Raw genomic sequence first — 23,990 nt, 5'->3', positions numbered from 1 at the left:
GATGCGGTTGAGGCGGGCGCACGCCTACGCTCGCGTGCGAGGCGCCGACCACGTGCCTTGCCGCCAGCGCCAGTCAGGGGGACCGGAGATGGACCGGGAAACGAGTAGTCAGCTGTTCGCGCTCTGCTTCGACGCGAGAGGGCCCGTGAGTCTCGCGCGGTTCTGGTCACGCTTCCTCGACTGGGAGACGGTCGACGATCCGCAGGACGGCATCGTGCTCCTGCCCAGTGACGACACCGGGTTCCGCCTCCGTTTCCTGCCGTCCCAGGAGCAGAAGACCGGCCAGAACCGGATCCACTTCGATCTGACGAGTACGTCTCTGGAGGACCAGCAGCGGACGGTGGACCGGGCGCTGGCACTCGGCGCACAGCACATCGACATCGGCCAGCTCCCGGAAGAGGGGCATGTGGTGCTCGCGGACCCGGAAGGCAACGAGTTCTGCGTCATCGGGCCGGGCAACAACTTTCTCGCCGACTGCGGCTTCATCGGAGCGCTGGCCTGCGACGGCTCACAGGAAGTCGGGTACTTCTGGAGCAAGGCGCTCGGCTGGCCCCTGGTCTGGGACCAGGATCAGGAGACCGCGATCCGCTCTCCGCACGGCGGACCGAAGATCACGTGGGGCGGGCCGCCGCTGGCGCCGAGGACAGGTAGGGACCGGCTGCGTTTCGACCTCGCCCCCACCGCCGACGGTGACCTGCGGACGGAGGTCGACCGGCTGCTCTCCCTCGGGGCGAAGCGCATCGACACCGGCCAGGGCGACCTCGGAAGTGTGGCGATGACCGATCCCGACGGCAACGAGTTCAGTGTCCTGACACCCCGGTAGTCCCGGTAGCGGGCGGCACCAGCTCCAGGACGGTGGAGACCGCGGTGCGGTGCCAGTCCCCGGCATGGCGGAGCATCGCGTGGTCGCCGCCCGCCATGTCCACGAACGCCGCCCGGGCGCCCGCTGCACGGGCACGACGCACGAACGCCTTGGACAGGCGGGGATCCGTGACACGGTCGCGGTCACCGTGCAGCACGACGACCTCCTTGTGCCGCAGATGAGCCACCGGCTCGCCCTCGGGGCACCAGGGAGCCAGCGCCAGAACGCCGCTGACCCGCGCCGAGCCCGCGGCACGCAGCGCCGCCCGGCCGCCCATCGAGTGGCCGACGAGAACGACCGGGACGTCCGGAGCGAGGCGCCGGAGTTCTTCGAGCGCCCGCCGCGCGTCCCGCAGGGAGTCGGCGTCGCCGCCGTTCCATCCCCGTACGCGGTAACGCACCTCCGCCAGCAGGACGTCGTCGTCCGGTATCGCACGGGCGACGGCACGTACGAAGGGCTTCATACGCACGGCCGCGAGGTGCCAGGGACGGGACGGGGCACGGCTGTCCGACCTGCCGCCGTGCAGGAACAGGACGGCGGCACGGGGTGAGCGGGGCAGGTGCCGCACCGCCAGCGCGGGGGCGTGGGCGCTCGCCGACTCATCGGTGGACGCCCGTTCGTGCACTGTCATTGCCCCGCTCCCGTCTGTCGAGCCGCCGCAGCCCAGTCCGCCGGTCCGATGGACCCCGCCCGCACCAGCCAGGCCGTCCTGATGCAGGACGCTGTGGACGGGGCGTCGGGCATGGGGATCATGGTCGAGCCGAAGGGCGGCTCCGAGCGACCGACCTCGACTCCCCTCGCCCTGTTGCGCCTCCCCGCATGACCGAAGTCCGCGACGGCGGACGTCACACCTGGCCGGTGACGGTCACGGTGACCCGCGCCGGTGCGGGCTCAGCCGGGAACCTCTCGACCAGGTGGGCCTCGACGCGGCCACGCGCGGCGCGGGCCACGTCCAGTGCTCGCGCCTGCCTGAGCGCGACGAGATGGATCTCGACGTGCCGGCGCCCGACGCTGTCCGGCCGACTCAGCCGTATTCCCGATGCCGGCCCTCCTGGAGTCAGTACTCCCGCTGTCGGTGTCCCGCCCTCGCCCCGCCGCTGCCTGACCCGGGTCGAGCGCAACCGGCCGGAGAGCCCCGGCCTGAGAAAGGCCACTCCCGGCACGCTCTCCACGGCCAGGGCGATCTCCTCGGTCAGCGGGGAGTGTGCGATGTCGGGGGTCATCAGGTACGTCCTTCCTGGCTGTCGGCCGCGGTGTCGATCAGGTCGGTGACATGGACGTCCACCGTCGCCACGGCCACGCCGAGCTCACGGTCCGCGGCCTCGCGGACCCGGCCGCGTACCTCTTCGGCGAGCTCCGGCAGTTGGACGCCGGCCGGGGCGTGAATGGCCAGGCGGACCTCGACCGGCCCGTCGGCGGTGTCGGAGGTGGAGAGGGAGAGGGGGATGAGCCGGCAGGAACCCGCCCGTACGCCGCTCACGGTCTCGGCCGCCGCACGCAGGGCGCGGGCAGCGACCGCTTCCATGATCCACAGGTCCTCGTCGGGCTCGCCGAGGGGCAGGGGGCGGCCGGGACGCAGTTCGAGACGTACCACCTCCATGACGCGTCGTGTCAGCGTCGTCGCCTCGGACGCGTAGTTGTCCGCCGTCTCGTCACGAAGGCCGCGTACCGCGGATTCCAGCTCGTCGAGATCGAGGACGGCCTGCCGGCAGTGCGGGCAGGTCTGCCGATGCGGGTCGTCGGTCTGCTGCTCCCAGTCGTCCCAGACCCGGGACAGCAGTCTGCCGCACGGCAGCAGCTCGTCGTCGACGCCGCCGGTGTTCGCGTTGGGCGGGTCGGTGTGAGCGGTCATCGCCAAGCCCCCATTGCTTGTGTCAGGCAGCGTCGTGCGCGGAAGACACGGGCGCGCACAGCCTCCTGGCTGATACCGACCGCGTCCGCGATGAATTCGTAGGATCGACCGTCCAATTCTCGCAGTACCCAGCAGGCGCGCTGCTCGACCGACAGCAGGTCGAGAGCTTCGCCCAGCTCACGCACCGCGTCGCGGGCCTCGGCGATCCTGGCCGGGGAGGCCGAGTGCTCGGGCGCCGCCAGATCCCGCGCGGCCTCCAGCGGGACCACCGGCTTGCGGGCGCGCAGCACGTTCAGGCAGCGGTTGGTGACGATCCTGTACATCCATGTGCCGAACGACGAGCGGTGGTGGAACTCCGGGAGCCGTCGCCAGGCGTTGATGAACGCGTCCTGTACGGCGTCCTCCGCCTCCGCCCGCCCGCCGAGCAGGCGGGTGGCCAACCGGATCAGCGCCGGGGCATGGGCCTGTACGAGAACGGCGAAGGCGTCCTCGTCCCCTTCCGCGGCCCGTACCGTCAGCAGCGTGTCGTCGGTCTCGCCCCGGGCGTCCGGTGGCGCGTTCTGTCTGCGGGCCCCCGCCACTGGGCGGCTCCTCTCGTCCGGTTCCGCAGGTTGGACACGTCGGTGCCGCCCGCTGTTACGCGCGTGCCGCCTCTTGTTACGCGTGATTCCGCGAAACGGCCAGGGGACAGGTGTGTCCTCCTGATGATCCGTTGCCGGCACCTCCGCGGATGGCCCGCGAACGGTCGGACATTCATGCGGGACCCGTCGGCGAGACGGGTGCGGGTGTCGGCAACTGAGCGGAGATTTTCCGGGTATCCGCGTCACAGGCGTGGCTGCGGCGGGTCCATCGCAGTGAGAGCAGCCGACCGGCTACAGGAAGAGGGACGTGCCATGACCACGCAGACCGAACCGACCACGCAGACCGTACCGACCGCGTCGACCGCCAAGGACGTGTCGGTCCCGCAGGGCAGCAAGGCGGCGCAGACGACGACGGCGTTGTCCGGGGGTGTCACCGGGGCCGACCAGCCGGCGGCGGACCGCGGTCGCACCTCGATCGCCGATGTCGTCGTCGTGAAGGTCGCGGGTATCGCGGCGCGGGAGATCCCGGGTGTGTACGACATGGGCGGCGGCCTCTCCCGCACCATCGGCGCCGTTCGCGACCGGGTGCCGGGCGGCGGCCGGCCGAACGTGGGGCGCGGAGTGAAGGTCGAGGTCGGCGAGCGGCAGACGGCCATCGACCTCGACCTGGTCGTGGAGTACGGAGTTCCCATCACGGACGTGGCGCGTGACGTCCGGGAGAACGTGATCTCCGCGGTGGAGCGTGTCACCGGCCTCGACGTGGTGGAGGTCAACGTCACGGTCAACGACGTGCATCTGCCCGAGGAGGACGGCGAGGCGTCGGCGACGGACTCCCGCGTGGAGTGAGCGGGCCGTCGCACACCGGAGGGCGCCCAGCCGGTGCAAGACGACCGGTGAACGAGCACCGGTGAACGAGGACCGGTGAACGAGCACCGGTGAAGAGGACCGGTGCAGAGGAATGGTGAAAGAGGCCAGGACATGGACGTGACCACGTGACCAGAGCATTCGTCGGGATGATCGCAGGGATGGCACTGGCCTTCGCCGGTTTCTTCGGAGGTTTCGGGGCGTTCCTGCTCGTGGCCGCGCTGGGCGGCCTGGGGTGGGCCGCAGGCCGTTGGTTCGATGGCGGAGGCCGCCTCCAGGATCTGCGCGACGGCTATGAGCGGAGCCGTCGATGACCACCGCGGACCGGCGCGGCACCACGACCGTCTCGGAAAAGGCGGTCCGCAGGATCGCCGAGCGGGCGGCCACCGAGGCCGTGCCGGGCCCGGGGACAGGAACGGGGACAGGAACGGGGACAGCGACAGGAACGGGGACAGGAGCCGCTATCGGCACCCGGGCCCGTGCCTCCAAGGGCTCGGCCGTCGTGCACGGTCGCCGGGCGGACGTGAGTGTCGACGTCACCCTGCCCTACCCGGCGCCACTGCCGGAGACGGTCCGCCGGCTCCAGGACCATGTCACCGCACGTACGCACCAGTTGACCGGCCTCGACGTCACCCGAGCACGCGTCGGCGTCACCGCTCTGGAACCGGTAGCGGGGCCGGGACCGGTTCCGGCATCAGTCCCGGCCCCGGCCCCGGCCCCGGCCGCGGCGGAGAGCGCGTCGCCGGACAGGCCCGCCGCGAACAGGCCTCCCGTGGACGAGCCCGCCCAGGCGCCGTCGAACTCGCGGACGCCGCTGCGGTGGTGGTCCGGGCGACGGCTGCCGACACTGCTGCTCGCCCTGTCGGCCTTGGCGGCCTGCGGCGCCCTGGCGGTCGACCTGATCCTGGTGCACGCTGCCGGCCGGCCGGCAGCGCTCTGGCGCACCGACGCACTGCACTGGCTCTCGCGGCACGGCCCCGGGGACGCGACCGTGACGGCCTGCGCCGCCGCGGTCGCGCTCCTCGGTCTGCTGATGATCGTCCTGGCCCTCGCCCCAGGACATCGCGGACTGCTCACGGTCACCGCGCCCGCTCCGAACCTGTGGGCGGCCCTGGACCGTACGGCGGTCGCCGCGCTCGTGAGGGACGCGGTGGGCCGGACGCGCGGAATCGGCCCCGTGCAGGTGCGGGTGCGCCGCCGCAGCGTCACCGTCCGGGCCGGCCTGGCCTTCGGTGACCGTGCACTCGCCTTCGACGAGGCGCGGCACATGGCCCGCCGGGCACTGGAGAGCTGCGATCTGCGTCGCGTACCGAGACTGCGCGTCAGAGTCCGGCCCGGGGCCGCCTGGGATCCCGGTACGACGGTTGGGGACGGCGGGGGAGCGCAGCGTACGCTCACGACCGGTGCCGACGACACGGCCCTCGAAGGAGTCACCCGCTGATGCGACGTTCCCGTACGGTCCTCGACCGGACCGCCCTCGCCGTGGTCGGCCTGGTGTTCCTTCTCGGCGGTACCTGGCTCGCCCTCACCCGGGCGCCCTGGGCCGCGCGCCTTCCGGCCTGGTGGCCGGAGCCCGGCGCCCGTGCCGTGCTGGTGTATCCGGCCGGACTCGCCGAACTGCGCTCCACGGACTGGTGGACGCCCTCGGTCATGGCCGCGTCGATCGCAGCGACCGCGCTTCTCGCTCTGTGGTGCGTCCGCCTGCTGCGCGGCGGGGCCCGCCCGTCGATGCCGCTGCCGTCGCCCGGCAGCACTCTGCGGACCCGGGCCCTGGAGGACGTCGTGACCCGGCACGTGGCCGGGATCGGCGGCGTCGGCCGCTGCCGCGTCCGAGTGCTCGCACGACGGGACCAGTTCCAGGTGCGCCTGCGGGTCTGGCTCCAGCCCGATGTGGCCCCGGCCGCCGTCCTGCCCGCCCTCGCCGAGCTCGCCGGCCGGACGGAGAGCTCCCTCACCCCGTACAGCGTGCGTACGCGCGTCCGCTTCTCCACCCGTTCGCACCGCATGAGTCATGTCCGCTGAACCACGGCCCGCCGTCACCGGCGGTGGCCCCCGCGCACTGGAGCCGGTATGGCGTGGCAGCCGGACCCCGGCGGCCTGGGGGATCGCGCTGCGCCGTACACCGTTGTCCATGTGGCGGGACGACGTCTCCGACTACGCGGCCGCGCTCACCTACTACGCGATCCTGGCGGTGCTGCCCTCCCTGTTCGTCACCGTCATCGCCTTCAGCATGATCAGCCCGGGCACCGCCGAGGACTTCATCGCCCATGTCACCGCCTACGCCCCGGACCAGTCCGGCACCCAGCTGCACGACGTGCTGACCCATACGCTGCGAGACGGCTCGGCCGCCTGGACGCTGCTGGGCGGCGGCATCGTGAGCGCGCTGTGGTCCGCCTCCAGCTATCTCGCCGTCTTCCGCCGCGCCCTGCACCGTATGCACCACGAGGCCGACCACCGTTCGCCCTGGCACACGGCCCCCCGCATCCTGCTGACCGCCTTCGCCCTCCTGGGCCTGCTGCTCGTCAGCGCGCTCCTCCTGTTGCTGACCGGGCCGATCGCCGAGACCACCGGCCGCCTCCTCGGCGTCGACGCGATGGCCGCGTGGACCTGGGACCTGCTGCGCTGGCCGCTCCTGCTGTGCCTGGTGGCGCTGCTGGTCGTCATCGTCTTCCACACCGGACCCGTACCGGCCCGCCGCCGAAAGCACAGCGTCCCCGGCGGGATCCTGGCGGCTGGCCTGTGGCTCGTCGTCTCCGGAGGGTTCGCCCTGTACACCTCCGCGCTCGGCACCTACAGCAAGCTCTACGGGTCCCTCGCGGGCGCGGTGGTCTTCCTCATCTGGCTGTGGCTCTCCAACCTCGCGCTGCTCGCCGGGGCGCAGTTCACCGCCGAACTGAGCGGGCTGAGCAGGAGAGAGCGACCGGCCCTGCCGTCGGCAGCAGGTTCCCCCGAAGCCGCCTGAACCCAGTGACGTGCTCCCTTGCGCCGACCTCCGTGTCTCGCAATACTTAGCCTCATGGCACAGTATTCGGCGCACCTGGACGGTGTGTTCGTCGCGCTCGCCGACCCGACCCGGCGCGCGGTGGTCCGGCGTCTCGGTCGCGGCTCCACGAGCGTCGGTGAGCTCGCCCGCGAGTTCCCCATGACCCTTCCCTCGTTCATGAAGCATGTGCGCACGCTCGAAGCGAACGGGCTGATCCGCACGGTCAAGTCCGGCCGGGTCCGCACCTGTGTGCTCAACCGCGACCGGCTCACCCTCGTCGACGACTGGCTCGCGGAGCAGCGCCGGACCTGGGAGGAGCGGACCGACCGCCTCGAACAGTTCGTCACCGACCCCGAGGAGAACAGACAGTGAACCCGGACCTCGATCTCAGCCTGGAGCGAATCATCCGCGCCCCGCGCGCGACTGTGTGGAGCGCCTGGGCCGACCCGTCCCGGCTGGAGAAGTGGTGGCTACCGGCCCCGCTGCGCTGTCGGGTGGACCACCTGGAACTGCGGCCCGGCGGGGCGTTCGTGACACGGATGAGCGACGACGACACCGAGTTCGTCCCTCACCTGGACGCGTGCTTCCTCGCCGTCGACGAACTCCAGCGGATCGTGTTCACCAACGCCGTCGACAGCACCTGGCGTCCGGCGAACCCCGCCCCGGTCACGATGACCGCCACGATCACGCTGCACGAGCATCCGGACGGCACGGACTACCGGATGCTCGTCCGGCACGGCGACCCGGAGTCCCGTGCCCGTCACGACAAGCTCGGCTTCGCCGACGGCTGGGGGACGGTCGCGGGTCAACTGGCCGCGCTGGCCGAGAGCGTGGCCCCGCGATGAAGATCACCCTCACCGAGTTCGTCACGCTCGACGGGGTCTGCCAGGGCCCCGGCTCACCGGACGAGGACACCAGCGACGGGTTCACCCGCGGCGGCTGGCTCGTACCCCACATCGACGGGACGTTCGTCCAGCGCGTCTCCGACTGGCTCGACCTCGCCGACGGCCTGCTGCTCGGCCGCCGCACCTACGAGGCGTTCGCCCGCGACTGGCCGAAGATCACCGACCCCGCCGATCCCTTCACCGGGCGGATGAACTCACTGCCGAAGTACGTCGTGTCGAACACCCTCACCGAGGGGACCTGGCACCCCACGACCGTGCTCGACGGCGACCCGCTCCGGACGGTCGCCGAGCTGAAGTCGCGACCGGGACGGGAACTCCAGATCCACGGCAGCGCCCGCCTGGGCGAGGCGCTGCTCACGGCGGGCCTGATCGACACGCTGCGCCTCGTCGTCGCGCCCACGGTGCTGCGGACCGGCCGGCGTCTGCTGACCGGCCCGGGCATCCCGTCCGGCCTGCGACTGGTCCACCACGAGGCGACGCCGAACGGCCTGCTGCTCCTCGAATACGAGACAGCGGGGCAGGCTCCCACCGGCGAGTACCAGGGCGTCACCGATTTCCTCGGGACATCTCCCTGAGGCGCCACGGAACCTACCCGGACGGGGTGTCCGGGCTGTCGGGACGGGCGGTGTGGTCGGGGTGGCCCTTCGTGCGGCGGTCCTCCTTCATCTCGGCTTCGTAGAGGTGGTCGCGTCCGTCGGCGAGGTCGCGCAGAGCGCGTCGCTCCAGATCCTTGAACGGCTGGTAGTAGGTCCCGTCGTAGGCCTCGACGATCTGGAACGTCCAATGGCCGGGGATCACATTGCGGCCCAGGGTCTCGCGCTCCAGACGGTCGGCGTACTCGGTGTGGCCCGCCTCGCGCAGGAGCCCGACCGCGCGGTCCAGCTGCAGGTCGGCCCCTCCGGTCAGTTGGTGGAAGGAGTACAGATGTCCCCGGGCCCGCTCGGTGGTCTCCAGCGCCTCGGACAGAGCACCGAGCGCTTCCACGGTCTCGTCACTGACTCCCTCGGGGCGCTGATGGGCGCGGTCAGGACCGTCGTTCGGTTGGTTCATGCTCTGCCGCATGCCCGCGGAACGCGGACACATATGCCGCTTCGGCGGTACGAGTGCCCGGATGGCGCACGCAACCCGTCGGCGCTGTCAGTGCCCGCCGGGCCCTCTCCGCGGTGCTCGCACGCGGTTCACGGCGTCTGCCCGTCACCGGCGAACATGTCGATCAGGCTATGGGGTGTCTTGTCGCCGTACAGGAGCTCGTGGAGTTCGGTGCCCTCGGCGGCGGCTTCGGCGCCGCGGGTGAACATGGCCTGCTCGTACTCGGCGAGGGCACCTTCGACGTCGTCGGGACGGGCGGCGAGGGCCTTACCGAGTTCGGCGCCGTCGTACATGGCGAGGTTGGCGCCTTCGCCGTTCGGGACCGAGAGGTGGGCGGCGTCGCCGAGCAGGGTCACCCCCGGCACCCGCTCCCAGCGGTGTCCGACGGGCAGGGCGTTGAGAGGGCGCAGGACCGGCGCGGTCTCACCGTCGGTGATCAGCGCGGTGAGCTCCGGTGCCCAGCCGTCGAACTCCTTCGCGATCCGCGCGGCGACCGCGGCGGGGTCGCCGAAGTCGATGGCCGCGAACCACTCCCGCGACTCGCTGAGCATCACGTAGGTGTGGAGGGTGCCGCCGCTCTCCCGGTGTGCCAGGATCGCCCTGCCCGGCGTGAGCGCGAACATCGACCCGCCGCCGACCGCTTTCGCACTGGCCGGGTGCCGGGTGTCGCTGTCGAACAGGTAGGTCTCGACGAACGACATGCCGGCGTACTCCGGGGTGACGGCGGTGAGCAGCGGCCTGACCCGGGACCATGCGCCGTCCGCGCCGACCAGCAGGCTCGTGACGACGGTGGTGCCGTCGGCGAAGGTCACCTCGTGCCGTCCCGCACCGAGCGCACGGGTACCGCTGACCTTGTGCCCCCACCGAACGGTGCCGGCCGGGAGCGAGTCGAGCAGTATCCGCCGCAGCTCGCCGCGCAGCACCTCGGGGCGGACGCCCGTACCGTCGTCGGCCTTGTCGAACAGGACGGACCCGTCCACGTCGAGGACCCGTATCGCCTCGCGGCCCTCAAGGACGAGGTCGCGGAACTCGTCGGTGAGGCCTGCCGTCTCCAAGGCGAGTTGGCCGTTGTACTCGTGGATGTCGAGCATTCCGCCCTGCGCACGCGCCGTCGGTGAGGCCTCGGCCTCGTAGACCGTGGCCGGGATGCCGTGGACGTGCAGAACGCGGGCCAGGGTGAGTCCGCCGAGCCCGGCGCCGATGATCGTGACGTGAGTGCTGTCAGAGTCAGTGCTGTCAGTGCTGTGAGCGCTCTGAGTGCTCTGAGTGCTTGGGGTGGCCCGAGTGTTCATGGTGATTCCCTGCCTGTCGTACGCCTGCCGGATGTGCGCCCGGCGGATCTCCAGCAAGGTCTCAGTCCGCGCCGACAAGCCGCCGACACCGGACCGACAGCTCTCGACGGCTGTCTACAGGTGACCGACACGCGCCGCCGCCAGCGGGTCGCCGGCCCGCCATCACAGGTCGACGGTCGTGCCCCACCCCTCGCGCACGGCGACGGCGTGGGCGACATGTGCCGCGGCCACGTCCAGGGCGGCGTGCCCGGTTGACTTGAACAGCGTCAGTCCGTTCTCGTCCCGACGGCCGGGGTGCGCACCGGAGAGGACGGAGCCGAGGAGGGTGACGGCCCTTCCCGCGGGCAGGTCCTGCAGTTCGTGCGCGCCCGCCGGCGGTTCGGCGGCGTGGGCGCCGGGCCACTCCGCGAAAAGGAGAGCGTCCCGGACGGTGTCGGCGTCCACCTCGGGGCCGTGGGAGCCGCCCACCGAACTGACATGGGCGCCGGGAGCGAGCCAGTCCCGGCGGATCACCGGGCGGACGGCGCCGGTGCAGCAGAACACCACATCGGCACCGCGTACGGCCGCTTCGGCGCTCGGCGCGGGCTCGGCCGCGGGGTGCGGACCGGCGGCGGAGAGGACACGCTGCGGGTCCCGCCCGGCCACGGCCACGGGTGTCGTGGGATGGAGGAGCGCGAGCAGGGCGATCTGGGCCCGCGCCTGGGCTCCGGCACCGAGAACGGCGATACGGCCGGGACGGGGCGCGGCCAGGGCGAGGGCGCTGTGGGTGGCTGCCGCGGCCGTCCGTATCCCGGTGAGGGACTCGGCGTCGAGGAGAGCCAGCGGCCGGCCGTCCTCGGGGTCGAAGAGGGCGACGATGCCACGGTGGCTGCTCCGTCCGGCCCGCGCCGGGTCGGCGAACACGGAGACGAGCTTGGCCGCGAGCCCGAGACCGGGAACGTAACCGGGCATGACGCCCAGCAGCCCGCCCGGGGCGCGGGCGGCGACGCGCGGCGGTGCGGAGGCCTCGCCCCGGCTGACGGCGATCAGCGCCTGTGCCACGGCATCCATGACCCGGTGCGGGTCGAGCGCGGCGCGGGTCTGGGCGCGGTCGAGAACGAGGACACCACTCATACCGGTCCGTTCGTGGGGGCGCAGTTGGTGGGGTCGGAGGAGGGTGCGGATGCGCCGGGGGCGGTCAGGAGCCGTCGCAGTGCGTCGGTGGCCTCGCGCAGGTGCTCCCGAAGTTCGGGGAGGCGGGAGGGCGTGAACTCGGCGTCCAGGCCGACGAGAGTCACCGCGCAGACCGGTGCGCCGGACGTCGGTGAGACGGCGCGGCCGAGCGAGGCGACGGGCTGTTCGTTGCGGCCGTGTTCGACGGCGAATCCGGTCCGCTCCGCGCGTTCGACGTCGGCGAGCAGCCCGTCGGGGCCCTCGAACGGGTGCCCGGCCGCTTCGGCGGGACGCAGGTAGGGGGTGCGGGCCGCGGGGGAGAGGGCGGCGACGAGCGCGAGGGGGCCCGCGAACCGGTGAACGGGCAGACCCTCTCCGATCAGGTCGGTGATCATCGCGAGCCGCTCGGGCCGTACGGCGTCGATCACCCGTGACCGGTCGTCCTCCAGCACCTGGAGGTTGGCCATCATGCCGGTGCGCTCGGACAGCTCGGTGAGCACCGGGCGGGCGATGGCCGTCAGTGAGTTCCTGGCCGCGGACGACGACAGCCGGAGCACCGCGGTGCCCGGCAGATAGCGGTCACCGGCCCGCAGCACCCACCCCCGGCGTACGAGATCGAGGAGGACGCGGTAGGCGGTCGCGCGGTGCAGCCCGACCTCCTCGGCCAGGTCGGTCAGGCGCGGGGGGTGCGGTGACCGCGCGACGGCCTCGACCAGGTCCAGGGCCTTGTCCACCGCGGTGCGGGGCGCTTCGGGCACGTCCGACCACTCCTTGTGGCGTCGGGGTACGGCGGCGTACGGTGATGCGTGTTGCGTGGCACGTTACATGTGTTACGTACAGCGCAACAACCGCCTGGCCACCCTGAGCCGGACGACCACCCGAGCCGGATGAGCACGATGAGCGAGAGGCGAAGATGACGAACGGAGCTTCGGGAGCGCCGACCCCGCACGCCCCGCCACCGGCGGGGACGGTCGCCGTGTATCGCGGTGCCACGCTGTTCGACGGAACCGGACGGGCGCTCCGGCCCGCGACGTCGATCGTCGTCGACGGCGCGACGATCCGATCGGTCGGTGACGACGCCGAGATCGCCGCGTCCCTCCCTGCCGGCGTGCACGTCCACGACCTCGACGGGCGCTTCGTCATGCCGGGCCTGATCGACTCCCACCAGCACCTCGCCACACCCCCCGACCGGCCCGCCGCCGAAGCGGTGCTGGACCGCCTCGTCCACAGCGGTGTCACGGCGATCCGCGACATGGCGGACGACCTGCGACAGGTCGGCGACCTCGCCCGGGCCACCCTCGTCGGCGAGATCCCCGGCCCCGACATCCGCTACGCCGCGCTGATGGCGGGACCTGGCTTCTTCGACGACCCGCGGACCCACCAGGTCTCCCAGGGGGAGACCCCGGGCGCCGTGCCGTGGATGCAGGCGATCACCCCGGACACGGACCTGCGCGTGGCGGTGGCCCTGGCGCGCGGCACGCACGCCGCCGCCATCAAGGTGTACGCCGATCTCGACCACCGCACGGTCGCCGCGATCACCGCCGAGGCACACCGCCAGGGCATCCCCGTCTGGGCGCACGCCGCCGTCTTCCCGGCGACACCCCGACAGGTCGTCGAGGCCGGTGTCGACAGCGTCTCCCATGTCACGCTGCTCGCCTTCGAGGGCGCCGACGGGCCGCTGACGACGTACAAGGACAAACCACCGGTCGACCACCAGAGGTTCGCCGCCGAGGACGACCCGCACCTCGACGGACTCTTCGCCCTGATGTGCCGCCGCGGCACCGTTCTCGACGCGACCGCCGGCATGTGGGAGAGCGACGAGCTGGCGGGGGAGGGCCCGGAGGGCACGGCACGCGCGCGTGCCAGTGCCCGACTCGCCGCCCACATCACGGCTCAGGCGTACCGCGCCGGCGTGGACCTCTCGACGGGCACCGACTACGAGACCGCTCCCGAGGATCCCTTCCCCGCTCTGTTCGAGGAGCTGGCGTTCCTCGTGCGCCGCTGCGGAATCCCGCCCGAGGAGGTGCTGCGCTCGGCCACCCTGATCGGCGCCCGGAGCGCCGGAGCCGAGGACCTCATGGGCAGCGTGGAACCCGGCAAGCTCGCCAACTTCGTGGTCCTCGACGAGAATCCGTTGCTCGACATCGACCACCTGCGCAGCGTCACCCTCACCGTCAAGCGTGGCCACCGCTTCGAGCGCGGCGCGTACAAGGAAGCCCGATGACCTCCACTCCCATGATCATCAACGCGCTCGGGCAGCTCGACAACCCCAACGCGCCCCGGTCGGCCGAGGCCGCCGCACAGCTCAACCAGACCAGTGAGCAACTCACCTTCGACGCCCGCACCTTGGCGGACGCCCGCGCCTCGGGCCTCACCGCCGTCAACATCACCCTCGGCTACACCATGGGCGACCTGCCCCCGTACGAGCACACGCTGCACGAGATCGACGTCTGGGACGGGATCGTGCGGGAGCACGCGGCGGACCTGCTGAAGGTGCGTACGGTCGCCGACCTCCACCTGGCACGGGAATCGGGCCGGATCGGTGTCGTCTACGGCTTCCAGAACGCCGTCGCGGTCGGCGAGGACACCGGCCGCGTCGCCACGTTCGCCGAGCTGGGCGTGCGCGTCGTCCAACTCACCTACAACCAGGCCAACCACATCGGCGACGGCTCCATGGCACCGGCCAACCGGGGGCTGAGCGACTTCGGCCGCCGCGTGGTCGAGGCGCTCAACGAACACGACCTGATGGTCGACCTCTCGCACAGCGGCGAGCGCACCTGCCTGGAGGCCGCGGCGTTCTCCCGTACACCGGTGTCGATCAACCACACCGGCTGCCGGGCGCTGGCCGACCTGCCGCGCAACAAGACCGACGAGGAACTGCGGCTGGTCGCCTCGCGCGGGGGGTTCGTGGGCATCTACTTCATGCCGTTCCTCAGCCTGTCCGGGCATGCCACGGCCGCGGACGTCGTCGAGCACATCGACCACGCCGTGAACGTGTGCGGTGAGGACCACGTCGGCATCGGCACCGACGGGCCCGTCACCTCCATCGACGACCTCGACGCCTACCGCGCGGATCTCGCCGAGCACGTGGCGCTGCGCCGGGCGGCCGGAGTCGGCGCGGCGGGGGAGCGCGCCGACACGCTCCCCTTCGTCCTCGACCTGCGCGGGGTGGACCAGTTCAGGGAACTGATCCGCCTCCTGGAACAGCGCGGACACCGCTCCGAACGCATCGAGAAGATCCTCGGACGCAACTTCCTCGACTACGCGGACCGGGTGTGGGCGAAGACCGCGTGAGGACTACGTGAGTGCCGCCGCGAACAGCGGCACCACGTGCTCCAGCGCGTAGTCGACCGACAGTACGGAGTCCATCGCGAAGGCCGAGCTGATGTCCTGGTCGTCGAAGACGACGGAGTGGCCCTTCCGCACGGACGGTACGGCCTTGAAGAGCGGATCGGAGCTGATCTTCTTCGCGGTGACGCCGATGGGAGCCATCACGGTCAGGCCGGCGTCGAGGAGGTCGAGGTTCTCCTCCGAGACGGGCACGGAGAACGCGGACCCGGCCTTGGCCTCGATGGCGGGGTTGTTCTCGAATCCCAGCCGCTCGACGAAGTCGACCCGGCCCGTGCCGCGGACGTACGCGCCCCAGGCGGAAGCGGTCCGCGACCCGAGCGTGATGGTCTCGTCCTTGAACTCCGGGTGCGCCTTCGCGGCGTCGCTGAACTTCTTCCCCGTCTCGGCGATCAGCTTCTTGCCGTCTGCGGAGAGGCCGAGGGCCTGGGCGACCATGGTGGTCTGCTTCTCCCAGGAGATCTTGTACTGGTCGCCGCCCTTCGGCACTCCGACGGTCGGCGCGATCTTGCTCAGGGTGTCGTAACGCGTCTGGTCGCCGCTGGACTTGGTGTCCAGGATCAGGTCGGGCTTCAGGGCCGCGATCTTCTCGTACTCGGGCTCCAGCGTGCCGATCTTCTGCGGGCTTTTGTTGTAGAGGCCCTTGGCCCAGGGGCCGACTCCGTCGCCGCCGAAGGCGAGCCAGTCGCTGGCTCCGACCGGCTGCACCCCGAGCGAGAGCGCGGCCTCGGCGTCTCCCCAGCCGAGCGCCACCACGCGCTTGGGGGCCTCCTCCACGGTGACCGTGCCGAACTTGGTGGTGACCTTGGCAGGGAACGCGCCGTCGGACGTCCGGGCGGCGCTGTCCTGGGTGCCGGACTCGCCGGACGAACCGCAGGCGGCCAGCGCCCCCATCAGGGTGAGCGCGAGGGCGCCGGTCAGCAGGCGCGGTCGGCGCGGTCGGCGTCGGGAGCCGGAGTCGGCGGAGCGAGGGGCCATGGTGGGTGCTCTTTCCGGGAGGTTCATCGAGGTACTCGACAGAGGTGAGAGGGCGAAGGGGTGAAGGGAGGAAGGGGGTTCAGGGGCTCAGGAAGGGTCAGGGACTCAGGACGGGGCGAGCCGGGAGTCGTCGGCCGGTGGCGCCGTGATGTGGTGCCGTCCCATCGGAACGATCAGGGGGGTGGCCGACGCCGGGTCCGGGACGACCGCGCTGCGCAGCCCGAACACCTCGTGCACCAGGTCCTCGGTGACGATCGCGGTCGGGGTGCCCTCGGCGACGACCCGGCCGTCCTTCATCGCGATGAGGTGGTCGGCGTACCGGCACGCGAGGTTGAGATCGTGCAGGACGACGGCGAGGGTGACACCGCGTTGTCGGTTGAGGTCGGTCAGCAGATCCAGGACGTCCAGTTGGTGGCTGATGTCGAGGTAGGTGGTGGGCTCGTCCAGCAGCAGGATGTCGGTCTCCTGGGCCAGGGCCATGGCGATCCAGACGCGCTGGCGCTGCCCGCCGGAGAGCTCGTCCAGCGGCCGGTCGGCGAGGTCGAGGACGTCGGTGGCGAGCATGGCCGCGGCGACGGCCTCGGTGTCGGACGCCGTCCAGCGCCGGAACCAGCCCTGGTGCGGATACCGGCCGCGGCCGACCAGATCGGCGACGGTGATGGCTTCCGGCGCCACCGGGGACTGCGGCAGCACGCCCAGCGTCGCGGCCACCTGCCGGGTGGGCAGCTCCTGGATGCTGCGGCCGTCGAGGAGGACGGCTCCCGCCGACGGCACGAGCAGCCGTGCCATCGAGCGCAGCAGCGTGGACTTGCCGCAGGCGTTGGGGCCCACGACGCAGGTGATGCGGCCGGGTGGCAGGTCGACGTCGAGCTTCGAGATGATCTCGCGCTCTCCGTATCCGAGGGTCAGGTCCCGGGCCTGGAGGGTGTGCGAGGCGGGCGGGATGTGCGGGGCGTGCGGGGAGGTCACCGTCGTCTCCTTGAGGGTGCCGAGCGGTTCACGGAGCTCGCCGGAACCTTCGTCCGATGGGCGCGTCATGGTCAGCCGCCCCTGCCCACGCGGTTGGCGCGCGCGAGCAGCCACAGCAGGTACGGCGCACCGACGAGGCTGGTCACGATCCCCACCGGCAACTGCGTGCCGGGGATGAGGTGCTGGGCCGCGTAGTCGGCGAGGATGACCAGCGCGGCTCCGACCAGGGCCGAGGGCACCAGGGCCGCGCCGTGCCCGGGGAGCAGGCGCCGGGCGATGGGCGGGGACACGAAGGCGACGAATCCGACGGGTCCGGCAGCCGCCGTCGCCAGACCCGCGAGGGCGGTCGCACAGGCCAGCATGGCGAGCCGGCTGCGCTCGACCCGCGCGCCCAGACCGCCGGCGGCCTCGTCGCCCAACTGCAGCGCGGGCAGGGCACGCGAGACCACCAGGGCCAGGGGCAGCAGCACGACCGCTCCGCCGAACAGGGGCCAGAAGTGGGTCCAGGAACGGCCGTTGAGACTGCCGGTCAGCCAGAGGAAGGCGTTCTGGGCCTCGGTGACATCCGATCGCGTCATGACGTACGAGACGACGCTCGACAGGCCCGTACCGATGCCGATGCCCACGAGGACCAGGCGGTAGCCGCTGATCCCCTTGCGCCAGGCCAGCAGGTACACGGCGGCCCCGGTCAGCAGCGCGCCCGCCAGGGCGACCACCGACAGCGCGATCCCGCTCAGCCCGAGGACCATGCTCGCCAGGACGGCCGCCGCGCTGGCGCCCGCGCTGACGCCGATGACATCGGGGCTGGCCAGCGGGTTGCGCAGCAGACCTTGGAACACCGCTCCGGAGACACCGAAGCAGCCGCCGACCAGCAGGGCCAGCAGGGCTCGCGGCAGGCGCAGTTCGAGGACGACGAACTGTGTCCCCGCGTCGCCGCCCCCGGCCAGGGTGGCGAGGACGTCGGCGAGCGGAATGACGAAGTCGCCGGTGGTGAGGGACAGGGCGAACGCCGCGAGTACGACGGCGAGCAGGACGCCGCTCACGAGGGCGCCGCGTGCCTGCCCACGGCGTCTGACGCGGATCAGCCGGGCCACGGCGTCGTGCGTTGCGGCGGGACGACCGGTCGCCCCTCTCGGCTCCGGGGACGCGGTGGGCGTACTGCCCGCGGACGTGCTCCTGCGGTTCACAGTTCGACCACGTTCCGGCGGCGGACGAGCAGGACGAAGGGGATGGCGCCCAGCGCGGCGGTGATCACACCGACCTGCACCTCACCGGGCCGCGCGATCAGTCGGCCCACGACATCGGCGAAGAGCAGCAGGGCCGGTGCGAGCAGTGCGCTGTAGGGGAGGATCCACTTGTGGTCGGGGCCGGTGATCAGACGTGCCGCGTGCGGAACGGCCAGGCCCAGGAACCCGATCGGTCCCGCGATAGCCGTGGCCGCGCCGCAGAGCAGCACGACACTCACGGCGCCGGCCAGCCGCACCGCGACGACGCGCTGGCCCAGTCCGCGCGCGATGTCGTCGCCGAGGGCGAGGGCGTTGAGGGAAGGCCCCAGCAGCAGGGCCAGCACTCCGCCGACGGCGACGAAGGGGAACGCCTGCCACAGGACATCGGTGTCACGGCCGTTGAGCGCGCCCACCTGCCAGAACCGGAACTGGTCGAACGTCCGGCTGTCCCTGAGCAGCATGGCGCTGGTCAGGGAGCCCAGCACGGCGGTGGTGGCCGCTCCGGCGAGCGCCAGTTTCACCGGTGTCGCGCCCTCGCGGCCCAGGCTGCCGATGCCGTGGACGAGTACGGCGGCGACACAGGCCCCGAGGAAACCGAACCAGATGTACTGGGCGGGCTCGGTCAGCGACAGGACGCTGATCGCGAAGACGACGGTGACGGAGGCGCCCGCGTTCACACCCAGCAGGCCCGGATCCGCCAGGGGGTTGCGCGCGACGCCCTGCATCAGGGCTCCCGCGACACCGAGCGCCGAACCGGCCAGCAGACCGGCGAGCGTGCGGGGGAGGCGGACCTCCTGGATGATCATCTGGCCGTGGACGGAACGGTCGGGACTGAACACTCCGGCCACCACGTCGTGCGGGGCCACGTCGCCCGACCCCACGGCGAGACTGAGCACGCTCACGGCGGCCAGTGCCAGGGCCGCGGCGAGCAGACCCGCGCTCAGGGCGGGTCTGCCGTGACGGCGGCGGACGCGCGTGGCGTCGACGGGTCCGGGCGGGGAGAGGGAGACGGTCACGCGACGCGTATCCGAGGGTGCGTGCCGCGGGTGAACGGCGACGGGGCGAAGCGCACTTGAGGTCGTCCTTGTCCGCCCGCTCGCGGGCAGCGCAGAGTTGCGGAACCGTGAGTTCCGATAATCAGTAAGGTAAGCCAAACCTAACACCAAGAAAGATGGTGTACGCACCCGGTCCCGGCACGGTCATCTCGGCCTGGGTTCCGGGCCCGCCAGGATTCTGGCCTCGATCCGTTCGTAGTCCTTCTTCCGGCGCTGGTTCTCGCGGCGTCCCGAGAACATCGTGCCGAGCCAGCCGAACGCGAAGCCCAGGGGAATGGACACCAGGCCGGTCGTGGTGAACGGGAACCAGTTGAAGTCGGCCTGGGGAAAGGCCGCCATGGGTGTCCCCGAGACGAGCCGGGTACCGGGCATCAGGACGAGGACCGCGAGCGAGCCGCCGATGAGCGTGCACAGCAGGCCGGTTCGGGTGTAGCGGCGCCAGAAGAGGCTGTAGACCAGCGCGGGGGCGATGGCCGAGGCGGCCAGACAGAAGGAGAGCGTCGCCAGGGGCTGGAGACTGCGGTGCTGGATGAGGCCGGCCAGCACGATCGTCGGTATTCCGACGGCGAGCGCGGAGACCCGGGCGACGGTCATCTCCCGTACCGGCGACCGGGGGGTGGCGCGGCTGGCGTAGACGTCGTGGGCCAGGGAGTTGGCGCAGGCGAGGATCATGCTGGCGACCGAGGCGAGCAGGGTGAGGAAGATCGCCGCCGTGACCGTGGTGAACAGGAAGGTCTCGGCGCGGGTGACATGGGTGCCGAAGACAGCCCGGGAGCCGAGGAGATAGGCCGTGTTGCCGCGCGGGTCGGCCGTGGTGATCCCGCTCCGCCCGAGGAGCGCGGTCGCCCCGGTCGCGACGATGGTGATGATCAGCATGAACAGGGCCACGGACGACACCGCCCAGGACATCGAGCGGCGTACCTGCCGTGCGCTGTCCGCCGTGAACATGCGCATCGTGACGTGGGGCAGACAGGCGCCGCCGAGCACGATGGCGAACTGTGTGCTGATCATGTCCAGGCCCGCGTGCGGACCCCCGGCGAACTGCAGGCCGGAGCGCAGGAACGCCTCGCCCGCCCCGCTGTGTTCCGCGGCCGTGCCGAACAGCTCTCCCGGGTCCCACGCGAAGGTGCGGAGCATCAGGAAGGCGACCACGGACCCCGAGCCGAGGAGCATGACCATCTTCAGGATCTGGATGAGGGCGGTGCCCTTCATCCCGCCGATGGCCGCGTAGGTGATCATCAGGCCGCCGACGCCGATGACGCACCCGGTCTTCATGGTGGCGCTGCTGAAGCCGAGGATGAAGGCGAGCAGCTGGCCGGTGCTGGCGAGCTGGACCAGCATCATCGGCAGCAGCGAGGCGATGGTCACGACACACGTCGTGATGCGCACGGCGCGGCCGGGCATCCGCCGGGCGATGGCGTCCCCCGTGGTGAAACGTCCGGTGTTCCGCAGGGGTTCGGCCAGCAGGAACATCAGGAGCAGCAGGGACAGGAGGGTGCTGAGGGCGAGGACGACACCGTCGTAGCCGCAGAGCGCGATGACGCCGCCGATGGTGAGGACGGTGGCCGCGGAGATGTAGTCGCCCGCGATGGCGAGACCGTTGCGCATCGGGGACAACGAGCGGTAGCCGGTGTAGAACTCGTCGAGGTCGTCCCGGTCCGGGCCCGCGATGACGCAGAGCAGCAGGGTCACGGTGACGACGGTGCAGAAGGCGACCAGGGACCAGGTCTGTGCGGTGCCGCTGAACTCCGTCATTGTCCGGGCTCCCGCTCGGCCAGTAGGGCCGTGCGTTGCCGCATACGGCGTGCGAGCGGATCGACGTACCGGCTCGCCGTGTACTCGAAGAGCACGATCGCCAGCCAGGTGACGGGGAGTTGGACCAGGCCGAGCACCATGCCGGTGGACAGACCGCCGGTGACGGGCTTCGTCATGAAGGACGGGGCGCGGACGGAGAGGATCAGGAAGGCGGTGAAGTAGGCGAGGACCGTGAAGGTGGCGACCCGGCGCTGTCTGCGGTACGCCCGGCGCAGAATCCGCAGGTCGCGGTGGTGCCCGGGGGTGGAGGGGCGCGTGATGCGCTCGGGTAAGTGTTCTTCGGTGGCGGCCCAGGCGGGCGGGGCGGCGGGGTGCCTGGCCCGGTGGGGCTGCGGGGCGTACGCATCCGAGGGGTCGTCGGACATCCCGGTTCTCCTAGCGCGGCAGGGGTCCGTGGCATGCGCGGACCGCAGGGAGGTGGGGAGATGTGTTCGATTTCTCGCACGCTATTCGGCGAGACCGTCAGGCGAGGCCTTTTGGTCGATCTGGCTCGTTTGCGCGTGTCAGTGGCGTCGGCCTCGGACGGTGGGCCTGTCAACCGGTGCGGGATGAGCGTGAAGGGGCAGGTGAGGGTCGGCGGGGGTCGATCGGCGTCCTAGGGGCAAGGGCTTTCGGTCGTCAGGGCGCTTGCTGGGTCGCAGGGCCCCCGCGCCTGGTATCTTCCGGTCTCCCTCATAGGGCTCATGAGTACCCCTCCGCGGGCTTCGCGAACCCGTCACCGTCCCTACTGCCGTGCCTGGGGCGGGAGTTGAGGGAGCCGGCCGACGTCGGCGAACGTCATGGGCGCGGCCAGGGCCTGCCGCCGAGCCGCTCGATGCCGGTGTTGAAGCGCCGCAGACAGCCGGCGAACTCCGCGATGTCCTCGTCGGACCAGTCGGCCATGACCCGGTCCAGGGAGCCGACGGTCCGCTCGCGCTCCTCGTCGAGTATCCGCGCCCCCTTGTCCGTGATGCGGAACTTGCGGGCCAGTCCGCCGTCGGGGTCGGGAATGCGCTCCGCGAGTCCGGCACGCACGGCCGAGGCGGTCTGCCGGTTGAGGGTCGAGGCGTCGAGCCCGAACGCGTCGCTCAGCTCACCGATCGACATGGGCCCCTGTACGCGGATGCGGCTGAGCAGAATGTAGGAACTCCGTTCCAGCACGCTCTCCTTGCTGCGCCCGCCGTGCGCCGCGAGCGCGTGCCTGCCGAGCAGCATCTGCTCGTACTCGACCTCGTACGTCGGCCTGCCCATGTGCCACTGCCTCCCACTGTCCTGAACAGGGCCGACGCGGCAAATTTCTGCGCAGGCCCCGCCCCCATCCTCGCACAGGCTGTGCAATGAACACATGTCATGCATCATGCATAAGATATGTACACTGCATTCTCAGTACCCCGAAAGAAATGCAAAGAGATGCAAGGAGTCCCTTGATGGGAGCCCCACCGACGTCCCGCCACACCACTGGCGTGATCGCCACGCTGGCCTTCGCCGGCACCACGGCGGCGATCATGCAGACCCTGGTCACGCCGCTGATCGCGGACCTGCCGCGGATCCTGCACAGCTCGGCCTCGAACACGGCGTGGGTGATCACGGTCACCCTGCTGGTGGCGGCTGTCTGTGTGCCGGTCACCGGACGCCTGGGCGACCTGCTGGGCAAGCGGCGGATGCTCCTCGCCTGCTCCGTGCCCCTCATCGTGGGCTCGGTGGTGTGCGCGCTCTCGTCGTCCGTCGTCCCGATGATCGTCGGCCGCGGTCTGCAGGGCATGGGAATGGGCATGGTGCCGCTCGGCATCGCACTCCTGCGTGACGTGGTCCCGGCCGAGAAGCTCAGCTCCTCCATCGCGCTCGTCAGCGCGTCCATGGGCATCGGAGGCGGTCTCGGTCTGCCGATCGCCGCCGCGGTCGCCCAGTACGCGAGCTGGCGCGTGCTGTTCTGGGGCTCCGCCGTCCTGGCCGTGGCGATCGCCGCCCTGATCTGGTTCCTGATCCCCGACGTCCCCGCCGGGGCCAAGGGCCAGCGCTTCGACGCGCCCGGCGCGATCGGACTCGGTGTCGGCCTGGTCTGCCTGCTGCTCGCGGTCTCCAAGGGCGCCGAGTGGGGTTGGGGTTCGGCGACGACGCTCGGCCTGTCCGGCGCAGCCGTCGTGGTGCTGCTCGCCTGGGGCGTGTGGGAGACCCGCACCCGGGACCCCCTGGTCGACCTGCGCACCACGGCCCGTCCCCGGGTCCTGCTCACCAACCTCGCCTCGCTCTTCGTCGGCTTCGGCATGTACTCCGGCATGCTGATCGTTCCCCAGCTGCTGCAGTTCCCCGAGGCGACCGGCTACGGCCTGGGACAGTCGATGCTCGCTGCGGGCCTGTGGATGGCCCCCGGCGGCATCATGATGATGATCGTCTCCCCGCTCGGCGGAAAGCTGACCGACGCACGCGGCCCGAAGTTCACGCTGATCTGCGGCATCCTGGTCATCGCCGCCGGCTACGGCGTGTCCCTCGCGCTGATGGGCTCCGCCTGGGGCCTGATGCTCGTCCTCATGATCACCAGCAGCGGCGTGGGTCTCGCCTACGGGGCGATGCCCGCCCTGATCATGAGCTCGGTGCCGCTCTCCGAGACCGCCGCCGCGAACGGCTTCAACACCCTCATGCGCTCGCTCGGCACCTCCGTGGGCGCCGCTGTCGTCGGCGTGGTCCTCTCCCAGATGTCCGTCACCATGGGCGGCTTCAGCATCACCTCGGAGGACGGCTTCCGTACCGCCCTGATCATCGGCGGCGCCGTCGCCCTGGTGGCCGCCGTCATCGCGGCCGTCATCCCGGCCGCCCGTCCGGTCGCGGCCGACCCGGCCCCTGCCGACCGCCTCGACGAGTCCGAGCGGGCCGCGGTGCAGGCCTGACGCTCGTCCGGCACGAAGCGGCCCCGGAACTCCCACGGGAGTTCCGGGGCCGCTCCACGCGCGGTTTCAGGACGACGGCTTGCTCTCACCCAGGGTTCAGGAGGACGGTCCGGGCCCAACCAGGGTTCAGGCTGACGGGCCGGGCCCATCCGGGT

Annotated in this window: 28 protein-coding genes; 13 read left to right on the top strand and 15 right to left on the bottom strand. The window is 71.4% G+C overall.

Features of this window, described 5'->3' with window-relative positions; all coding sequences use genetic code 11:
- Nucleotides 1-88: 88 nt before the first annotated feature.
- A complete protein-coding gene (locus tag ACIOKD_RS13040) occupies nt 89-823 on the top strand; it encodes a VOC family protein (protein ID WP_402082183.1) in 735 nt (244 codons plus the stop codon).
- Here the strand turns inward: ACIOKD_RS13040 and ACIOKD_RS13035 are convergent.
- Complete coding sequence (locus ACIOKD_RS13035; protein WP_402082181.1) at nt 801-1,493, bottom strand: alpha/beta fold hydrolase; 693 nt, start codon at nt 1,491-1,493, stop codon at nt 801-803. The two genes, ACIOKD_RS13040 and ACIOKD_RS13035, sit on opposite strands and share 23 nt — an antisense overlap.
- Nucleotides 1,494-1,541: 48 nt before the next feature.
- On the opposite strand from ACIOKD_RS13035, the gene ACIOKD_RS13030 reads away from it, so the two are divergent.
- Nucleotides 1,542-1,685, top strand: a complete 144-nt coding sequence (locus ACIOKD_RS13030) for a hypothetical protein (protein ID WP_402082179.1) — start codon at nt 1,542-1,544, stop codon at nt 1,683-1,685.
- A 22-nt stretch (nt 1,686-1,707) separates the two neighbouring features.
- Here the strand turns inward: ACIOKD_RS13030 and ACIOKD_RS13025 are convergent, their stop codons facing one another.
- The 3 genes from ACIOKD_RS13025 to ACIOKD_RS13015 are packed head-to-tail and all read right to left on the bottom strand — an operon-like array spanning nt 1,708 to nt 3,295.
- A complete protein-coding gene (locus ACIOKD_RS13025) occupies nt 1,708-2,085 on the bottom strand; it encodes a hypothetical protein (RefSeq protein ID WP_402082176.1) in 378 nt (125 codons plus the stop codon).
- A complete protein-coding gene (locus tag ACIOKD_RS13020; protein WP_402082173.1) occupies nt 2,085-2,714 on the bottom strand; it encodes an Asp23/Gls24 family envelope stress response protein in 630 nt (209 codons plus the stop codon). The genes ACIOKD_RS13025 and ACIOKD_RS13020 overlap by 1 nt, the downstream gene beginning before the upstream one ends.
- Nucleotides 2,711-3,295: an RNA polymerase sigma factor gene (locus ACIOKD_RS13015; protein WP_402082171.1), complete on the bottom strand. Its 585-nt coding sequence runs from the start codon at nt 3,293-3,295 to the stop codon at nt 2,711-2,713. Before ACIOKD_RS13015 ends, ACIOKD_RS13020 begins: the two co-directional genes overlap by 4 nt.
- A 312-nt stretch (nt 3,296-3,607) precedes the next feature.
- On the opposite strand from ACIOKD_RS13015, the gene ACIOKD_RS13010 reads away from it, so the two are divergent.
- The 8 genes from ACIOKD_RS13010 (at nt 3,608) to ACIOKD_RS12975 (ending at nt 8,622) form a co-directional block, all read left to right on the top strand.
- Nucleotides 3,608-4,141, top strand: coding sequence for an Asp23/Gls24 family envelope stress response protein (locus ACIOKD_RS13010; RefSeq protein WP_402082169.1), 534 nt, complete (start codon nt 3,608-3,610; stop codon nt 4,139-4,141).
- A 146-nt stretch (nt 4,142-4,287) separates the two neighbouring features.
- Nucleotides 4,288-4,473 carry a hypothetical protein gene (locus ACIOKD_RS13005; RefSeq protein ID WP_402082596.1) on the top strand — a complete coding sequence of 62 codons (186 nt, stop codon included), beginning with the start codon at nt 4,288-4,290 and terminating at the stop codon, nt 4,471-4,473.
- A complete protein-coding gene (locus tag ACIOKD_RS13000; protein WP_402082166.1) occupies nt 4,470-5,600 on the top strand; it encodes a DUF6286 domain-containing Asp23/Gls24 family envelope stress response protein in 1,131 nt (376 codons plus the stop codon). The genes ACIOKD_RS13005 and ACIOKD_RS13000 overlap by 4 nt, the downstream gene beginning before the upstream one ends.
- Nucleotides 5,600-6,181 carry a hypothetical protein gene (locus ACIOKD_RS12995; RefSeq protein WP_402082164.1) on the top strand — a complete coding sequence of 194 codons (582 nt, stop codon included), beginning with the start codon at nt 5,600-5,602 and terminating at the stop codon, nt 6,179-6,181. The genes ACIOKD_RS13000 and ACIOKD_RS12995 overlap by 1 nt, the downstream gene beginning before the upstream one ends.
- Complete coding sequence (locus ACIOKD_RS12990) at nt 6,171-7,121, top strand: YihY/virulence factor BrkB family protein (RefSeq protein WP_402082162.1); 951 nt, start codon at nt 6,171-6,173, stop codon at nt 7,119-7,121. Before ACIOKD_RS12995 ends, ACIOKD_RS12990 begins: the two co-directional genes overlap by 11 nt.
- A 54-nt stretch (nt 7,122-7,175) precedes the next feature.
- Complete coding sequence (locus ACIOKD_RS12985; protein ID WP_402082159.1) at nt 7,176-7,514, top strand: ArsR/SmtB family transcription factor; 339 nt, start codon at nt 7,176-7,178, stop codon at nt 7,512-7,514.
- Nucleotides 7,511-7,987 carry an SRPBCC domain-containing protein gene (locus tag ACIOKD_RS12980; protein ID WP_402082157.1) on the top strand — a complete coding sequence of 159 codons (477 nt, stop codon included), beginning with the start codon at nt 7,511-7,513 and terminating at the stop codon, nt 7,985-7,987. The genes ACIOKD_RS12985 and ACIOKD_RS12980 overlap by 4 nt, the downstream gene beginning before the upstream one ends.
- Nucleotides 7,984-8,622 carry a dihydrofolate reductase family protein gene (locus tag ACIOKD_RS12975; RefSeq protein ID WP_402082152.1) on the top strand — a complete coding sequence of 213 codons (639 nt, stop codon included), beginning with the start codon at nt 7,984-7,986 and terminating at the stop codon, nt 8,620-8,622. The genes ACIOKD_RS12980 and ACIOKD_RS12975 overlap by 4 nt, the downstream gene beginning before the upstream one ends.
- A 13-nt stretch (nt 8,623-8,635) precedes the next feature.
- Here ACIOKD_RS12975 and ACIOKD_RS12970 read toward each other — a convergent pair whose 3' ends face one another.
- The 4 genes from ACIOKD_RS12970 to ACIOKD_RS12955 form a co-directional block, all read right to left on the bottom strand.
- The gene (locus ACIOKD_RS12970) at nt 8,636-9,097 is read right to left on the bottom strand and encodes a hypothetical protein (RefSeq protein WP_402082150.1); all 462 of its coding nucleotides are present in this window, start codon (nt 9,095-9,097) and stop codon (nt 8,636-8,638) included.
- 128 nt (nt 9,098-9,225) lie between these two features.
- Nucleotides 9,226-10,428, bottom strand: coding sequence for an FAD-dependent oxidoreductase (locus ACIOKD_RS12965; RefSeq protein WP_402082148.1), 1,203 nt, complete (start codon nt 10,426-10,428; stop codon nt 9,226-9,228).
- 162 nt (nt 10,429-10,590) lie between these two features.
- Nucleotides 10,591-11,541, bottom strand: coding sequence for an ornithine cyclodeaminase family protein (locus tag ACIOKD_RS12960; RefSeq protein WP_402082145.1), 951 nt, complete (start codon nt 11,539-11,541; stop codon nt 10,591-10,593).
- Complete coding sequence (locus ACIOKD_RS12955; RefSeq protein WP_402082143.1) at nt 11,538-12,338, bottom strand: IclR family transcriptional regulator; 801 nt, start codon at nt 12,336-12,338, stop codon at nt 11,538-11,540. The genes ACIOKD_RS12960 and ACIOKD_RS12955 overlap by 4 nt, the downstream gene beginning before the upstream one ends.
- 155 nt (nt 12,339-12,493) lie before the next feature.
- Here ACIOKD_RS12955 and ACIOKD_RS12950 point away from each other — a divergent pair, with 155 nt between their 5' ends.
- Entirely contained in the window at nt 12,494-13,804 is a 1,311-nt protein-coding gene (locus ACIOKD_RS12950; RefSeq protein ID WP_402082141.1) for an amidohydrolase family protein, read from the top strand.
- Nucleotides 13,801-14,874 carry a dipeptidase gene (locus ACIOKD_RS12945; RefSeq protein ID WP_402082138.1) on the top strand — a complete coding sequence of 358 codons (1,074 nt, stop codon included), beginning with the start codon at nt 13,801-13,803 and terminating at the stop codon, nt 14,872-14,874. Before ACIOKD_RS12950 ends, ACIOKD_RS12945 begins: the two co-directional genes overlap by 4 nt.
- A gap of 3 nt (nt 14,875-14,877) precedes the next feature.
- Here the strand turns inward: ACIOKD_RS12945 and ACIOKD_RS12940 are convergent, their stop codons facing one another.
- The 7 genes from ACIOKD_RS12940 to ACIOKD_RS12910 all read right to left on the bottom strand — a co-directional run bounded on the left by ACIOKD_RS12940 (nt 14,878) and on the right by ACIOKD_RS12910 (nt 22,201).
- The gene (locus ACIOKD_RS12940; protein ID WP_402082136.1) at nt 14,878-15,906 is read right to left on the bottom strand and encodes an iron-siderophore ABC transporter substrate-binding protein; all 1,029 of its coding nucleotides are present in this window, start codon (nt 15,904-15,906) and stop codon (nt 14,878-14,880) included.
- A gap of 105 nt (nt 15,907-16,011) precedes the next feature.
- On the bottom strand, nt 16,012-16,944 hold the full coding sequence (locus ACIOKD_RS12935; RefSeq protein ID WP_402082133.1) for an ABC transporter ATP-binding protein: 933 nt from the start codon (nt 16,942-16,944) through the stop codon (nt 16,012-16,014).
- A gap of 2 nt (nt 16,945-16,946) precedes the next feature.
- A complete protein-coding gene (locus ACIOKD_RS12930) occupies nt 16,947-17,969 on the bottom strand; it encodes a FecCD family ABC transporter permease (RefSeq protein WP_402082571.1) in 1,023 nt (340 codons plus the stop codon).
- A gap of 89 nt (nt 17,970-18,058) precedes the next feature.
- Nucleotides 18,059-19,117 carry a FecCD family ABC transporter permease gene (locus tag ACIOKD_RS12925; protein ID WP_402082130.1) on the bottom strand — a complete coding sequence of 353 codons (1,059 nt, stop codon included), beginning with the start codon at nt 19,115-19,117 and terminating at the stop codon, nt 18,059-18,061.
- 183 nt (nt 19,118-19,300) lie between these two features.
- The gene (locus ACIOKD_RS12920) at nt 19,301-20,911 is read right to left on the bottom strand and encodes a cation acetate symporter (protein WP_402082127.1); all 1,611 of its coding nucleotides are present in this window, start codon (nt 20,909-20,911) and stop codon (nt 19,301-19,303) included.
- Nucleotides 20,908-21,336, bottom strand: coding sequence for a DUF485 domain-containing protein (locus ACIOKD_RS12915; protein ID WP_402082124.1), 429 nt, complete (start codon nt 21,334-21,336; stop codon nt 20,908-20,910). The genes ACIOKD_RS12920 and ACIOKD_RS12915 overlap by 4 nt, the downstream gene beginning before the upstream one ends.
- 412 nt (nt 21,337-21,748) lie before the next feature.
- On the bottom strand, nt 21,749-22,201 hold the full coding sequence (locus ACIOKD_RS12910) for a MarR family winged helix-turn-helix transcriptional regulator (protein WP_402082121.1): 453 nt from the start codon (nt 22,199-22,201) through the stop codon (nt 21,749-21,751).
- Nucleotides 22,202-22,377: 176 nt separating this feature from the next.
- Between ACIOKD_RS12910 and ACIOKD_RS12905 the strand changes: the two genes are divergently transcribed.
- Complete coding sequence (locus ACIOKD_RS12905) at nt 22,378-23,835, top strand: MFS transporter (RefSeq protein WP_402082118.1); 1,458 nt, start codon at nt 22,378-22,380, stop codon at nt 23,833-23,835.
- Nucleotides 23,836-23,990 lie beyond the last annotated feature (155 nt).

It is taken from the genome of Streptomyces sp. NPDC087844, from assembly GCF_044742785.1.
GTDB lineage: Bacteria > Actinomycetota > Actinomycetes > Streptomycetales > Streptomycetaceae > Streptomyces.
This window is presented reverse-complemented; position numbering and strand designations above follow the sequence as displayed.